At 34.6% G+C, this 15,227-nt stretch carries 10 protein-coding genes; 2 read left to right on the plus strand and 8 right to left on the minus strand.

Annotation, left to right across the window (positions count from 1 at the left end):
- Positions 1-48 precede the first annotated feature (48 nt).
- The 5 genes from HN014_RS19935 to HN014_RS19955 form a co-directional block, all read right to left on the minus strand.
- The gene (locus HN014_RS19935) at positions 49-612 is read right to left on the minus strand and encodes a hypothetical protein (RefSeq protein WP_176030592.1); all 564 of its coding nucleotides are present in this window, start codon (positions 610-612) and stop codon (positions 49-51) included.
- Positions 613-688: 76 nt separating this feature from the next.
- The gene (gene tssD / locus HN014_RS19940) at positions 689-2,800 is read right to left on the minus strand and encodes a type VI secretion system tube protein TssD (RefSeq protein ID WP_176030593.1); all 2,112 of its coding nucleotides are present in this window, start codon (positions 2,798-2,800) and stop codon (positions 689-691) included.
- 529 nt (positions 2,801-3,329) lie between these two features.
- On the minus strand, positions 3,330-4,487 hold the full coding sequence (locus tag HN014_RS19945) for a heparan-alpha-glucosaminide N-acetyltransferase domain-containing protein (protein WP_176030594.1): 1,158 nt from the start codon (positions 4,485-4,487) through the stop codon (positions 3,330-3,332).
- Between the two features lie 565 nt (positions 4,488-5,052).
- Positions 5,053-6,867, minus strand: a complete 1,815-nt coding sequence (locus HN014_RS19950; RefSeq protein WP_176030595.1) for an IucA/IucC family siderophore biosynthesis protein — start codon at positions 6,865-6,867, stop codon at positions 5,053-5,055.
- A gap of 35 nt (positions 6,868-6,902) precedes the next feature.
- Positions 6,903-8,732: an IucA/IucC family siderophore biosynthesis protein gene (locus HN014_RS19955; protein ID WP_176030596.1), complete on the minus strand. Its 1,830-nt coding sequence runs from the start codon at positions 8,730-8,732 to the stop codon at positions 6,903-6,905.
- 758 nt (positions 8,733-9,490) lie between these two features.
- On the opposite strand from HN014_RS19955, the gene HN014_RS19960 reads away from it, so the two are divergent.
- Entirely contained in the window at positions 9,491-9,913 is a 423-nt protein-coding gene (locus HN014_RS19960) for a hypothetical protein (RefSeq protein WP_176030597.1), read from the plus strand.
- Between the two features lie 242 nt (positions 9,914-10,155).
- A complete protein-coding gene (locus HN014_RS19965; RefSeq protein WP_176030598.1) occupies positions 10,156-10,779 on the plus strand; it encodes a hypothetical protein in 624 nt (207 codons plus the stop codon).
- A 94-nt stretch (positions 10,780-10,873) separates the two neighbouring features.
- Here HN014_RS19965 and HN014_RS19970 read toward each other — a convergent pair whose 3' ends face one another.
- The 3 genes from HN014_RS19970 to HN014_RS19980 form a co-directional block, all read right to left on the minus strand.
- Positions 10,874-11,377 (minus strand): MepB family protein, encoded by a 504-nt coding sequence (locus HN014_RS19970; RefSeq protein ID WP_176030599.1) that lies wholly within the window; start codon positions 11,375-11,377, stop codon positions 10,874-10,876.
- An 85-nt stretch (positions 11,378-11,462) separates the two neighbouring features.
- The gene (locus HN014_RS19975; RefSeq protein WP_176030600.1) at positions 11,463-11,981 is read right to left on the minus strand and encodes a GNAT family N-acetyltransferase; all 519 of its coding nucleotides are present in this window, start codon (positions 11,979-11,981) and stop codon (positions 11,463-11,465) included.
- 293 nt (positions 11,982-12,274) lie between these two features.
- Positions 12,275-15,163 (minus strand): fibronectin type III domain-containing protein, encoded by a 2,889-nt coding sequence (locus HN014_RS19980; RefSeq protein WP_176030601.1) that lies wholly within the window; start codon positions 15,161-15,163, stop codon positions 12,275-12,277.
- Positions 15,164-15,227 lie beyond the last annotated feature (64 nt).

Below are 15,227 nucleotides of genomic sequence, written 5' to 3' on the forward strand. Positions count from 1 at the left end.
GAACAAGAAACTAACACCATAAAAAAGAATAGTAACAGAATATTTTTTTTATTCATCATCGTAATCCCCACCAGCAGGGTAATCTTCAAGGTACTCTTTAATTATACTCCCATTAACCCCATCAATAATAATAACATTTAGTTTTTCACGACCATTAACTCCATAAGTAACTGCCCAAAAAGGTTTTTCGGTTTCTTTACCAATATTTTCTGTTCCAAAACCAAAACTTCTATTTACCTGAAATTGTTCGTGATTCATATCAATTTCTCTTTTTTTAATTAGTTCCAAAACATTTTCCCAAGTAAACTTATAAGGTGCATCATAATCAGTTTCTTTTACTAAATTACCTTGTTCATCATATTCTTTCCAAACTCCTTTTTCATAATCGTTAAAAAATTTCAATCCATCAATTTTTATTTTTCCATTGTAATGAAAAACTCTGTACTCTTGAAAAAAATTAGTGGGATGTGTTATTACCTCAATATAATTCATATAAATACCATCTCCTCCAGCATCAAATTGCCTTATGTAGGTGCTATCTTTTAAATAATATCCATCATAACCAGGGTCTTTCTTTTTCTTATTATATGCTTCAATATCAAAAGTTTTCATGATGTTTTGTTTTTGTGCTATACAACTGTTTAGTGTACATAAAATTATACAGTTTACAATAACTATACGTAACATATTATTCGGGTTTTATGTTTGTATTTGCCCACAGCTTTTTTATTTGCCATAACCAAATGTGATTTCGTTTTTTACTCCCATATTTAGGAAGGTGTGAATAATCCATAATATTGTAGGTGTCACCTTTTTTGTATGAAAAATCTTTCTTATACTCAAAAGAATGATGCAAACCAATAGCGTGTAACAATTCGTGTGTAGTAGTAGCATCGTTCCTGCCAGCAAATACAATTACGGCTTGGCTTTTAATGGCTTTTGCATACCCACCTAATCCTTTTACACCATCTTTTTTCTTAACTTTCTTTTTAGTTTTTGGATCAAGCACTGTTTTGTATTTATGCTTTCCTCCTTTATCTCCGAATACGAATATTTTAAAATGGTTGGCATAGGTAGGGTTGGTCTTGTTAAACGCACTTTCTATAAAATTTACCAACGTCTCCGTTTTTATAGTATTATGATGTTTATTGAGTATTTTCAAACCTTTACTATTAACAGTAGTAAAATTTTTATTAAAATTAGGATATTTTGGTTTTTTGGTAGTGGCATCTGTTGCTGTTAAATCAAATTCAACTTCGGCAGTATTTGCTGTTACTAATCCTTGTTTTAAAAACTTAATAAGCTCAATACTTTCTTTTCTCCCCTTTTTATTCGTTGTACTTCCTTGTAATATACTTCCTTTTAAATTGGTTTTCACTTTTACAAATACCACTTCTGCTTTTTTACGTTTTGCTTTAGCATTGGCTAGTATGTTTAGTTGCCCCAGTTGGCGGTTGCCATACGTTACTTTTATAATTTGGTCGGTATCAAATTCTTTTTTACACTCTAAAGTTAAAAAGTCTTTTAGTCGTTTTTTAGTATTCTTTTTGCCTTGTGCGGGTATGGTATCTGTACTTAAGGTAAATAAGTCGGTATCGTATTCTAAACACATCGCTACTTCGTTAAGATTTTCGATAGTATCTACCTGCAAGCTTAAAATTACAGTTTGTTTAGGGTATACAGTTAACCAACTTTGTATATATTCTATTTCTTTACCCTTGCTATCTTTGTGCCAAGGAAAAGTAATAGTTTTGTAGTGGTTGTCTTTTAAATCGTTGTATTTTGTATCTGTGGTATATTTTGTGAATTTTTCAACCCATTTCTTTTTTGTTTTGTTGTACTCGTAATTCTCCCCTAAAATATCTTTGTAGGTAAGTTTGTCGGCTTTAGTCTTTTTATCCCGCATATAGTCAAAACCATACTCCCCGTTGTATTTTTTACCTGGTCTAAAATCTACAATAACTTTGGGAGGAGGTGTAAGTTGCAGAGGGGCACTTTTCTTAGTAATTCCTCCATGGGTTACCCTGGCGATAAGTTCATCTATTTCCCCCTGTTTAAAATCCGCCCATTGTTCTTTGATTTCTATGGCGGTGAGTTCAAAAGTTCCGTCACTATCTAAGGTCTCACTAAATACCAGTTCTTCTCTACCTTCTTCTATTAGGCTTCCGTCTTTTTTGCGAATATGTATTTGGAAAGCATTCCCCTCCGGGTGTTGGATGCTACCACTTAGTGAGACGGTCTCATTATACGTAGTTTGTTCTATAGATTCCTGTGTTTCCGGATGTACCCATTGTACGGTATTGATTACAGGAGTGAGCATGGTTGTAGTGTTTTGTGCTATCGGAGCTTCATATCTCTCCGGATTCCATCTATTCTCATGGATCAGCTCATTAAGGTGTAATTCTCCTGCACCAATTCTAAAATCAATATAAGCAGTTTGTGCTGATTCGGCATCAAACTCCAGGTGATAATGTAACCCATAAGCATTATAGAAATGAATAGTGGTTTCTACAGCGCTCATATCATATCTATAAATGGTGATGGTTCCCTTCTTCATTAGAGAAGGTTGCAATACCCAATCTACTAATAGATCGTCCCGGGTCATAGGAAGCCGAATATCGATAATCCCTGCTGTGATATAGGGATTGGGACGACCTGTATGATCTGCTGTCTGTGAGACTTCATAATGACAGAACAATAGCGGATATACGTTATTGTCTATAGTTAGTTCTGCTTTAAAGCCCATACTATTGATGATTTGTGTTTGTGATTCTATTGATAGCACAATATAACTAATCATACAATACTATATATAATATTATCCATCTTTTTGCAGTAGTTTCAGTAAATTATTAGCAGATACCCCGTATATAAAGCGCATTGTGATTTTTATAAATGATGCTGGTTAATAGCTATTTATTAAGAAGAAGTAGTACGTAAGGGAATAAAAACAGTATTTTATGTAAAAAAGAATAAAATACACACTTAGACAGGGAGAGACTCCCTCATCGCTGCCCCTTATAGCCCATCTTATAGAGGCTCGATGGCTTCTTACACCGCATAAAGCCTCCTATAAGACCCGTTCTAAGGATTCCTGAACTGCTTCGAAGAATGCTTTTAATCAATCAAAGCATTCATTTATTTCTTACCTATCCACATTTTTGGGCAACACCCCCTTAACGAAAGCCCTTTTTTCTATTATTTTGGGCAAACAGCTATTAATAGAAAGGCTCAGAACCCGTTTCGGAAGCCTTCGAAGTATTAAATTAATACTTCGAAATACTTTTTACTGGGCTAGACCCCATGCCTGGAGGGGGGAGCTCCCTTGTTTACTGTATACAACTTTGGATTTTCTTGTTACAGACCCGACAGCAACCGTATAATACTCCCATAAATACCCCCCAAAACATATATACAACCCATAATGGATATCCATAAGACATTAATGGACTGGTAGGAGCATATGAAGTAACGGTAATGGTCATCAAATCCCAGGAACCGTTCATTATCCGATAAAAAAGCATCGCTGTAAAATGTATAACAAAGGTACTTAACAAATAAGTAAACAATGGAAACCTACCCAGTGTTTCAAAAAAATGAAACCCCCTAAATCTCCACCTTTCAGCACTATACAATAAGAGAAGTACGATTCCTGTTGTTATGGTTATAAATGCTAAAGAAGCGGGATATTTGGTTATATTAAAAAAGTCTATTACAGTTGTAATTGTGTCTTTCTGATATTTCCAGGGTACTTCTCCATACCCGTTAATAGTTCTAATTACAAAAAAAAGAGTGATCAATATTCCTGCGGTAATTAGCATTCTTTTTCTTCGTATATGAGCCGGAAATCCCGTATTGAAATAGTTTCCAAAAGCATACCCCAGTAATAGTAATCCCAACCAGGGGAGCAATGTATAACTAAAAATAAACAACTGCTCTTCTATGACAATAAATTGTTTCTGATAAATTATATACCAAATGATCGATAAAAGTGAGTGTCCTTTCATTACAATTCCATCCAAAAAATGATGTGCTGTAATAATAAGAACCCCCAATACTGCTAAAAACTTTTTAGGCAAGAACTGCAAGAATGCAAGAACCAAAAATGCAATTCCCAAACTCCCTAAAATCAGCACTCCTATCGTCCTAAAATACGGGTCAAAATTCCACAAAAAACTATTTAGCGTAAGCTCTAAAACAATAAGAATTAATCCTTTCTTAGCAATAGATCCGGCTATGGCTGTTTTTTCTTTATGTTGATTCTTGAGATATAAATGAATCCCGCAAAGAATATAAGTAGCCGGTGCAAATGTATACGCTATAAATTGAACAAAAAACAATCCAATATTGGTGGTTGCCAGATTGGTAGGATCGGTATACCACTGATAAAAAAATATCCTGGTATGACTTAAAACAGCTAATGATAGAACAATTCCGAACAAAATCCTTCTGGATCGTACTGCCGGAGAGGTAATAATATAACTCATTATCGAGTATTATTTTTAAGCGATTTATTGAAGTGATTTAATTTTTTTTCAATTTGCTAAAAAAATGTCTTTTTGTGCTCATATTTCTCAATTTTTGACTTCCGTAGCCTTGCTATGCAACTAAAAAAATACTTCATCTGAACACAAATCCACTATTTTTCACTTAAATCAAAAAAGTCTAAATCTCTTCATTGTAAAAAAACATCTGATAAATCGCATTGGTTTTACATTGGAGATATTGAAAGTGGTTTAAACTTTTTCCAATTTGTTTAAAAAATGTCTCCTTGCGCTCATGTTTCACAATTTTTGACTTCCGTAGCCTTGCTATGCAACTAAAAAATATTTCACCTGAACACAAAACCACTATTTTTCACTTAACTCAAAAAAGTTTAAACCTCTTCATTTATACCATTTCTATTTCTTAATTACCTAAACAAAAAATATCTTCTTTCTATTTGGGTGCTCTCAAAGCAGAAATAGTATTACAAAACACCATTGACATTATACAGTCAATGGTGTTTTTATTATAGTCGAGTAATCAAAAAGATCTCTCTGATGATAAATATTATGATTTTTTAGGAGCGTACTTAGCAATTGGATTGGTTAAAACTCCTACTGTTTTCAAATCTCCAAAAGGGTTTTCCAAATTTCTTAGCTGACGATTATTTCTCAATTGTAAACGATTCAAAGCATCAGGATCAAAACTCGGAGCAAAGAGGTCATAGGTATCAAACTTTGCCTGAAGATTCGGATGAGCTTCCTGATATGCTATTATGGTTTCTGCGACTAAAGCCCAGAAATTTTCTTCTGAATATTCAGTATGTTCTACCAAAATAGCTGACATAAACCTGAAAAATGAATCAAACAGCTGCGTAAATATAGGAAGGGTTTTTGCTGCTTCCTCTACTGTCGTCAAGACTCTATTGACCACCTCTGGTACTTCCATGTCCGTATTTATTAAAGATATTTCTTCTCCGATATCTTTCATTATTGCTTTGACAGGAATATTATTTTCCATGACCAAAATCAGGTTTTCTCCATGTGGCATAAACACAAGATCATAGGTATAAAAACAATGAATAAGAGGTGATAGGTATGCTTTGAAATAATGTTTCAGCCAGGTATCTGTATCCAGACCAGAAGCTTTTATAAAAGCTGGTAATAATGCTTTCCCATCCGGATCTATATGTAATAAAGCCGCCATAGTCATTGGCTCCTGCCCTTTATCTAATTTATCTGCCGGGCTTTCTCTCCATAGACTGGCAAGCATCTTTTTATAATGACTTCCATTTTTTATCGCTTTCTCATAGTGAGAATGCCCATACCCTATAGTCGCTATTTCCCTGAGTACACTAAACCCATTTTCACTCAAATAAGCATCGCTCTCAAGAAGGTTTTTTAACCAATCATTAATAGCTGGATTTGTCTGCATGTAATAGGGAGATAATCCTCTCACATACCCCATGTTTAAAATAGACAAAGCCGTTTTGACATAAAATTTATCTGGATTCGAAACATTGTAGAATGTTCGGATTGATTGTTGTGGCAAGTATTTATCTTCACTTTCTCCCAAAAAGATTAAGTAATTTAATGCTAAATCTGCTGCAAAAACATGAGATAACTTATTCGTCCATTGCCAGGGGTGAATTGGGATAAAATAATAATCATCTGAAGCCACTCCTCGTTGTTCTACAATTGTATTAAAATGATGTATTGCTTCTTCTCCCAGTTCCTGCTTCATCAGTTTATTATAATCTAATGAAGGAACTGTCGTAAATTTTGCTCTTTCTTTATGTGCAGCCAGCCAAACAAGAGAAAAGGGTTTTGCTGTTTCCGGAGCATAGGCTATATAGTCCGTAACATTAAATCCAATTCTGCCATTATTAGCTATAAACCTGGGATGTCCGGTCATAGCACCTTCGATTTTCTGATAATCAATGGCAGTTAACTCTGTAGTATAGTTTTTATGTTTTTCATGCATATAAGCCATTCCATAGAGGGTATTCCCTACCTCTTCCATATATACTAAAAGAGATTTTTCATCGATTCCCAGCTGTTTATTAAACTCTACAATAAAGTTTAAAGAATCTAGTACTTCCGGGTTTCCTCCTTTGTATTTTCTGATACTCTCTTCTGATATGTACCAGTGATTTAAGTGTAATACCTTTGCTTCGAAATGATATGCGACATCTGAGTGCTCTTCTTTTACTACATATTGCCCCCATTCGCCATGTTGTCCTGTAAGTTCCGGGGTTATAATACGTTCATGAGAAAATTCCGAAAGGATTTTTTTTATGTGTATTCGGTTAACTTTTTCCCAAACAGTTGATTTTATATGTGATATAGCTTCTTCTGGTGCTATTTCTTGAATTGCTTCCATGTTTTGTTATCGTAGATGATAGTAAATAAAGTGAATTAAAGTGCTACTTTTTTATAAGCCGCTAAAGGGTTTTTAAAGGTTCCTGCAAATTGCTGAGTTTTAAACGGATCACTTAAATCAACCATTTTTTTATTATTTCGCAATTGTAATCTATTAAGACATGTTTTGATAATCTCATCTGCAAACAGATCACACTCTTCAAATTTCTTTTCTAATTGAGGATTTTCTTGCTGGTACGTGGTAATACAATCAGCAGCCAGTTCCCAGAATTTTTCTTGAGGGTAATTATCGTGTTCTACAAGGATGTGAGAAAGGAAACGGAAATAACAATCAAATATCTGCGTAAAGATCGATAATATCTTTAGTTCTTTTGATACCGGAACTCTCATTTGCTGTACTGCTTCAGGTAGTGCTACATCGTTATTAACAAATCCCACTTCTTCTCCTATATCTTTCATAATAACTCGTACCGGGACATTATTTTTCATAATTAAAATAAGGTTCTCTCCATGAGGTGTAAACCTGATATCATGATGATAGAAACAGTGAAGCAACGGACTTAAGTAAGCATCCAGGTATTTTCTCAACCAGTTAGTTGTATCTAATCCTGAATCTCTAATCAACAAGGGTAAAAGAGCTGTTCCATTTTTATCAATATGCAACAGAGCAGCCATTGTCATTAGCTTTTCTCCGGAACGCAATTTAGTCATAGGGCTTTCTCTCCATAATGAAGAAAGCATTCTGTTATAATCTGTATCTTTCCCGGCATTGTAATAATATGTATTGGTATATCCTACTGTTGCCGTTTCTCGTAAAATTGTAAATCCTTTTTTCTCTAAATAAGCATCATTTGTCACAATCTCAGATACCCAATCATTTATTGGAGGAGTAGTAATCATATATGAAGGAGGCAATCCCCTCATAAATCCCATATTAAGTATAGAAAGTGCTGTTTTGACATAGTGCTTTGTCGGATTACTGATATTAAAGAATGTACGAATAGACTGCTGAGGTCTATATTTATCTTCACTATATCCTAGTAGTACTAATTTTTTATTAGCAATATCCGGAGCGAATATCATAGCTAGTTTATTATGCCATTGCCAGGGATGTATTGGAATGAAAAAATAATCAGATGATTTAACTCCTTTATTATGTAAGATCGTTTCAAAAGCAGTACGAGTTTCCTCACTCAATTCCGAGCTCATTATCTGTTCATAATCCACCCCTTTCACAGTAGTAAAGCCTGTATTATCCTTATGACCGGCAACCCATAATAAAGAAAAAGGAGCCGCTGCCTCCGGTACATATTTTTTATAATCTACCAAATCAAATCCAATTCGACCATTATTCGCTACAAAACAAGGGTGCCCTTCAATCATAGCATGTTCTATATCCTGGTAATCAGCATGAACCAAGTCCTCTGATGTGGTCTTTTTTTGAGAATACACATAGGCTCTTCCGCATAAAGTACTATTGATTTCTTCCATATACAATGGAAGAATATCTTCATTTATACCTACAATATCCTTAACTTCTATAATAAAGCTTAATGAATCTAAAGGAACTTTTTTTCCCTCTTCATACTTTTCTATAGAGGTAGTTTCGATATGCCAATGATCTAAACTCAATACCTGAGCTCTAAAATGATAAGTAATCGCTGTATCCGAAATCGGCAATGTGTACACTCCCCAATCCCCTTCTTTGGACTGTAATTCCGGAGTGAGTAGAAGTTCATGAGCAAATTCTGAAATAATTTTTCGAATATGTAGTCTGTTGACCCTTTCCCAAACTTCTGGTTCTAGATGTGGAACAGTATTTTTATAATTCTCCTGTTCATAATTATTCACGTTGGTTGTTATCATTTTTACCTGAGTAATATTTGAATATATTTATATTAAAAATCGATTGTTCAGAACTTATGTTTTATACGCTACTCATTATCTCAATCAATTAATTTACCGTGCTAAAAGAAAACAAATCGGTTCATTATCCCCTCTAACAAAAAAGAATCAAACACCCTAATTACAAACAACTTACATTTCATATCACAGCTGGGTAAAATAATATATGGAGTAATAGTACACACGTAAAATCCTCCTGTCAGCTATTTATAATTTCTTTCGTTTTTCATTATAAAAAGCACAGAAGATCTCGTGTTTTTAGTATATATTTTTAAATTAATTTTAATTTATTCTAAATAAAGATAAAAAACTTAACCAATAATCCTTCTTCTTCTAAATAATTTTAACTCAATTTTAGTGAGGCAAAGTCATCAACCAAAAGATTAACAAAATTTTAAAGTCATATAAAACAAGCTGTTAACTTGGTGAATCAACGAAAAAACAGGGGTTTATCGAGGTAAAACCGATTTAATTTTTAACAAAACTTTAACTCGTTTTTATCTACCTCGCTGTTTAATCAAACAGCGATAAACTTCAGCTAGTTTTCTCTTTCGTAACACAGCTTACATATCGATTATTAAAAAATAATTTGAGCAAGAATCAAAAACGGGAATAAGCCAGAATTTATCTTATGAGAAAGGTTTTCCACAATTAAATAGGTATTTTTATGCAACCATCAATAAATCAACACTTAAGAATAATTACTAAAAACATCATATATGAATCCTATTATAAGAAATATCCTAGCTATTATCGCCGGATGGTTAGTGGGTAGTATTGTCAATATGAGCATCGTAAAAATTGGTCATACACTACTCCCAATCGAGAATATCGACACAAATAATCTGAAAGAATTAGCGACTATTATGCCTACTCTGGATGCTAAACATTTTATCTTTCCATTCGTAGCACATGCTCTAGGTACTTTAGGAGGAGCTTTGGTCGCTGCATTAATCGCTGCTACTCACAAAATGAAAATTGCACTAGGGATTGGAGTACTCTTTCTTATTGGCGGTATATTAGCCAGTTATATGTTACCAGCACCAACCTGGTTTATAATTACTGATCTTGCTTGTGCATATATTCCAATGGCATGGATCGGTGGGAAAATTGCATCTAAAAATACTAAGGTTATTACATAATGTACAGTCTTCGAGATTAGATTCACTAAACAACTATTTAGCGGTTCTTTTTATCCATACATAAATGGTATAATTCAAAACACATTCGGGTCCCAATGGTCCTGTAAACCACCTTGGGGCAAACTCACGAGGCATTCGCTGGAGTCAAAATTTCGATTTAAAAGGAAGTCTTGAGGATATTATACCTGTTTAGCAGTGTCAATAAAAACAGGTAACATTTAACATCTTCAAAACATATATACATGAGTTTGTTTATAATTTTGAAAAAAGCCAAGTTGATTCGTAACTATTTCCTGATAGCCCTGCTCTATTGTTCATTATATGGATGTGTCTCCTATTCTAAAAAAGAGTTTAGAAAGGAGTATATAAAGTTAAATGAACATACTCTTCATATGCTTAACGGAAAATTTAAACTATATCCTGTCAAGCGATTTCAAAAAGAAACAAGCACTGACAATTGCATACGGTACACCAACCTCTATCAAAACATAGTTGATGAAAACTGGAACTCTGAGAGAAAAGCGGACTCTTTGTGTACTCATAACAATACGTATAGCGTAGCTTTAACTTTTAAAGACAATAAAAACTTACGTATCAAGCTGATCGAAAACACAACTATCATAAGAGACACCACATTATCCGGAAAGTACAAAAATGGAATGTTTTATCTGGATAACAAAGATATTAGCATACATGGGATTCCTTTTCTTTTTGGAGGCTATCGAAGTGACAAGAGAAGAATCGGAATGACCAAAGACAACAATCTAATTGTGAATGAAGCTATTGGAAACGAAGGAGCCATATTATTAATACTTGCTGCTGGATATCAATACAATGCTTCTTATGAATATGAAAGAATACAATAGCAACTTTATTTATTAAATAGTTGTAACGTACATCCTTAGCTTAAATACCATCCATTTTCTTAATAATGCCGCGCATACTTGTGACCGAGATGATTTATTTATACTTCTTTTTTAATTGTTCTATTTCTGTCGTCAAAAGGGAATCCAAAGAAACGAAATAAAGACATTGCCATTTTTGTGTTTGTATTGCCTGTTTGCTTTTTGGAGCATCCCATGGTGGGTAAACACGTATTCCTCTTTTTCCTTCTATATGAGCTGATGAAATAATCTTTTTTTCTATGAGTATCCGACCTGGAAAAATAAACGTTCCTTTTTGATGACCACTCGCTACAAATATTACGACCAAATCAATCTGATCCGTTTCCTGAAAAGGGACCGTAACCCCTTTTTCATTTCTTTTCCAAACAGTTACAAACTGACCTGTTTTTTTAGGAGTAATTTTTGCTTTTCTAAAAATAGTTGTTTTTCCATTTAACTTAAAACGTGCTGCACAATAGGCACTACTTTCTTCTTCTTCCTGATACGCGGTAAGCTCAAAACCACAGGAATCATATACCTGTTCTTTTAGCCATAAAACAGTGGGGTCAGATATCGTCAAAATACAAATGTTTCTTTATTCGGAAAGCAAACATATAAATAAAAAGTACTTTATACAGCCATAGGGTACAAAATTCCATTTTACCCTATTCGTCTAAAATTACTTTTTTCATCAAAAGATCAGTTTGTTCTTCATCTCCTAATTTGAATATATGAGTATGAAATACTACAAACCCATTTTTCTGGTAAAAATTAATCGCTTTGAGATTTTTTTCCCAAACGCCTAGCCAAATGTTTTTTACTCCTGCTGTCTTTGCTATTTCTACAGCTTTATCCAATAATTTACTTCCATACCCTCTTCCCTGATATATAGATAAAATATAAATACGCTCTACTTCTAATGCCTCATCCAGGCAGTATTCAGTCTGAGAACTTCCTACATTTATTTTCAGATAGCCGAGCACCTTCTCTTGCTCTTCCAAAAAATAAAATTTTGAATCCGGGTTATCTAACTCTTTCAATAGCTGCTTTTTCGAGAAGTTTTTTTCCAGATAAATTTTCATATTCTCCGGAGTATTCAAACTCCCATATGTATCTTCAAAGGTTGCAATACCAATTACCCTTAATTGTTCAGCTTCTTTTTTCTCTACAGGTCGAATTCGCATGAGGATCTAAACTTATTATTTTTCATTAACTTACTTTTAAAACAAATGAAGAAGACATTGCTTTTATTCAAAAGCAATTTGTTACTAAGTCTCTCACTCATTCTATGAGAGAGAAAATAGCTTGAATCTACAATGTACAAAACAAAATTACTGATAGCATTTATCGAAGTGGTTTAAACTTTTTCATTTAAATCAAAAAAGTTTAAACCACTTCATCAATAGACATCATAAAAATAAGCAGAACAAAATTGTTCTGCTTATTTTTATTATTTATCTGTCAATAAGAATACTTCTTATCTTTTTATGATTTTATCTGATAAAAGTGTATTCCCTGTTTGGCTTTTTAATACGATAAAATACACTCCTTTTTTTAGGTTTTGTACTGGTAATGCGACTCTATCAGATACCTTGGTTACTACAGTATGATACACTGTTTTGCCATTTAGGTTTCTCACCTCAATAAACACCTTTTTTACGGCATCAGAAGGAATATCTAGATATAAATCTGCCGTAAACGGATTGGGATACAGTGCTATTGCTGATGGAGTATCTTCGTTCCTTTCAACCGATGAAGTTGTGAGATTATTACTTACCTCATAGGTAGCATAAATTGAATATTTATAATCACTTTGAGAACCACTACCATATGCTGTCGGCATGTTATCCTGTCCGGCTACCCACTGAGAATTTGTAGCCTGATACCTTCCCGGACTTCCTGTTATGTATGCAATTCCCGGGTTGTTAGAAAATATCCATGCTAACCATACCGTAGATCCCGAAGAAACAGTAACCGGATTGATCAAGGAAATTGTTTGCCACCCTCTGGTTCCCTGCACAGCAGTCATACTTGTCTTACCCAATAGGTTTCCTGGCACTCCGTTCACATCTTCATATACGCCTACTTGTACGCTTCCACTTCCTCCTTCTACATGTAGGGAAACACTTTTCAAAATTCCGGACTCTGACATCGTATATGGCATTGCTCTTCTGGTAGCATGTTTTGAGGTTCTATCTCCTACTGTAGTGATTCCTAAAGTAGCGGTTGTTCCTCCTGTATTTTCCTTAAAAACAGCTGTCACAGAAACATCTGAATTTACCGTAATCGTCAATGGATTTTCTGTTCCTGAAGCTCCTCCACTCCAGGAATCAAACTTCCAACCTGGTTGGGGAGTTGCCTTCAGGCTCAGTTGTGTCCCTGAAGCATATACCCCAGCCCCATCAACAGTTCCTTGTCCCGATACAGAAGTACTTACAGTGTATTCTGACACACTTGACTTCTCATATACTGCATAGATCGAATATCGGTAATTACTCTGTGATCCATTTCCATAAGATGTCGGCATATTATTACCACTAGAAGACCATGAAGAGTTTGTCGCTTGATATCTTCCCGGAGTTCCACTGACATATGCAATCCCTGGATTATCAGAAAAAATCCATGCTAACCAAACGGTTGTTCCTGAAGTAATACGTACAGAAGTTTCTAATGGAATATGTTGCCACCCCCTAGCAGACCGTACTGCAGTTACAGCTGTTTTTCCTATTCGGTCCCCAGGAACTCCATTTTGATCTCTATACACTCCTACCTGAACACTTCCGACACCACCTTCTACATGAAGGGCTACACTTTTTAGTGTTCCTGATTCAGTCATTGTATAGGGCATCGCTCTTCGGGTAGCATGTCTTGAGTTTTTATCTCCGATTGTTATGATTCCTAGGGTACCCGTATTTCCCCCATTAATTTTTTTAAACACTGCAGTTACTGTAAGATCACTTGTTACAGTCAATTGTATTGGGTTTGTTGTTCCTGTCGCTCCTCCTGTCCATTTTTCGAATTCCCAACCGGCTTGTGGTGTTGCGGTTAATGTAATCTGTTCTCCTTCTTTATAGACTCCTCCTCCATCAACACTTCCTTCTCCTGTTGTATTTGTAGTTACAGTATAAGAAGGTACTGAACTTGCACTAATTGTAATCACACTTCCATTAGAAGGATTCCAAATATCCAAATTTGCTGGTATTTGAAAAACATCAGAATTAGACACTTCTCCTACCTGAGATGCATTATCAACCTTAATCGTTCGCGTTTCTATTTTATTTTCATCAACAAATATCCATTTAAACTGATTGAATCTCGATGAATTTCTCGTCCAGCTTTTGCTATCATTATTTGATCTAAGCGGTGCTCCCCAGCATCCTTCCCCTACATAAACAGTTCCATTCTGATCTTCTCTGATAAAACCTTCATCATTTCCGCTTCCGGTTGTCGGACGAACAGGCCAAGTAGATTTTACGGTATGAGAATCACATTCTACCACTAACTTTACTTCTTTATCATAAAAAAGCTGTGCCCAATTAGAATATTGACTGTTTCCTTCTCTTTTAGAAGAGACATGAGGTCTCATCGGTTTATGATATTGTGCCATTTTCCACAGTACGTTTGGATGTGCATTTAAATCATTTTTTAACCAATTTGTTTGATTTCCGGAAATTGAGATCTCTGTATTTAAGGTATAAGCTCGTACGAGATTCTTTCCAAAAGTAAGGGCATAATATACACTGGTAGAAGGAACATCAAATAGATTATAGATACTATTATTACTATCTTCATGATTTCCTCTGGCTGCTACTATAGGAAACATTCGGTTATCTCCTGCTATTGTCAACTGCCAATCATCAAACCAATCTCTCCATTCTCCACTACTATCTCCATTGGTCATATCTCCTCCAAATAACACTGCATGAGGTTTTAGTTTGGCTACTAATCTATTGGCATTTTTTCTGGGAGTTCTGTTATTTCTCGAATCTCCTCCTGCAATAAATGATAATCTACTATTATCAGAGGGAGCCGTTTTGAACCAAAACCGGGCACTTGTTCCCTGACTATCTCTAATCACAAAATAATATGCCGTATTAGGTATCAATCCTGTTAATCGTGCAAAGTGATTATTCATTCCTTTATAAGATACAACTCTATCAGCTGTTTTAGTATTAGGATACCTCGTATAATCTGTACCATAATCAGTAGTTCCATAATATACCGTAGGGTTCGTACCTGATAGCTGATCCCACCCTACTACAATGGATGTTGCAGGATTATCCCTAAGGGACAAACGATACCTCCCATTGTTCCCATATGAGCCCCATGTAAGAATACACAGTGCTATTAAGATGATTTTTTTCATGTGAAATTAAGTTTATATTTAATTGGTAATAGTTAACATTTTTACAAACCTACTTATCCTTTTG

It is taken from the genome of Aquimarina sp. TRL1 (genome assembly GCF_013365535.1).
Lineage (GTDB): Bacteria > Bacteroidota > Bacteroidia > Flavobacteriales > Flavobacteriaceae > Aquimarina > Aquimarina hainanensis.

Bases quoted from the DNA above. Each gene is read 5' to 3' on its own strand.
- HN014_RS19935 (WP_176030592.1), bottom strand. From the start codon at position 612: ATGAAAACTTTTGATATTGAAGCATATAATAAGAAAAAGAAAGACCCT.
- tssD (WP_176030593.1), bottom strand. From the start codon at position 2,800: ATGATTAGTTATATTGTGCTATCAATAGAATCACAAACACAAATCATC.
- HN014_RS19945 (WP_176030594.1), bottom strand. From the start codon at position 4,487: ATGAGTTATATTATTACCTCTCCGGCAGTACGATCCAGAAGGATTTTG.
- HN014_RS19950 (WP_176030595.1), bottom strand. From the start codon at position 6,867: ATGGAAGCAATTCAAGAAATAGCACCAGAAGAAGCTATATCACATATA.
- HN014_RS19955 (WP_176030596.1), bottom strand. From the start codon at position 8,732: ATGATAACAACCAACGTGAATAATTATGAACAGGAGAATTATAAAAAT.
- HN014_RS19960 (WP_176030597.1), top strand. From the start codon at position 9,491: ATGAATCCTATTATAAGAAATATCCTAGCTATTATCGCCGGATGGTTA.
- HN014_RS19965 (WP_176030598.1), top strand. From the start codon at position 10,156: ATGAGTTTGTTTATAATTTTGAAAAAAGCCAAGTTGATTCGTAACTAT.
- HN014_RS19975 (WP_176030600.1), bottom strand. From the start codon at position 11,981: ATGCGAATTCGACCTGTAGAGAAAAAAGAAGCTGAACAATTAAGGGTA.
- HN014_RS19980 (WP_176030601.1), bottom strand. From the start codon at position 15,163: ATGAAAAAAATCATCTTAATAGCACTGTGTATTCTTACATGGGGCTCA.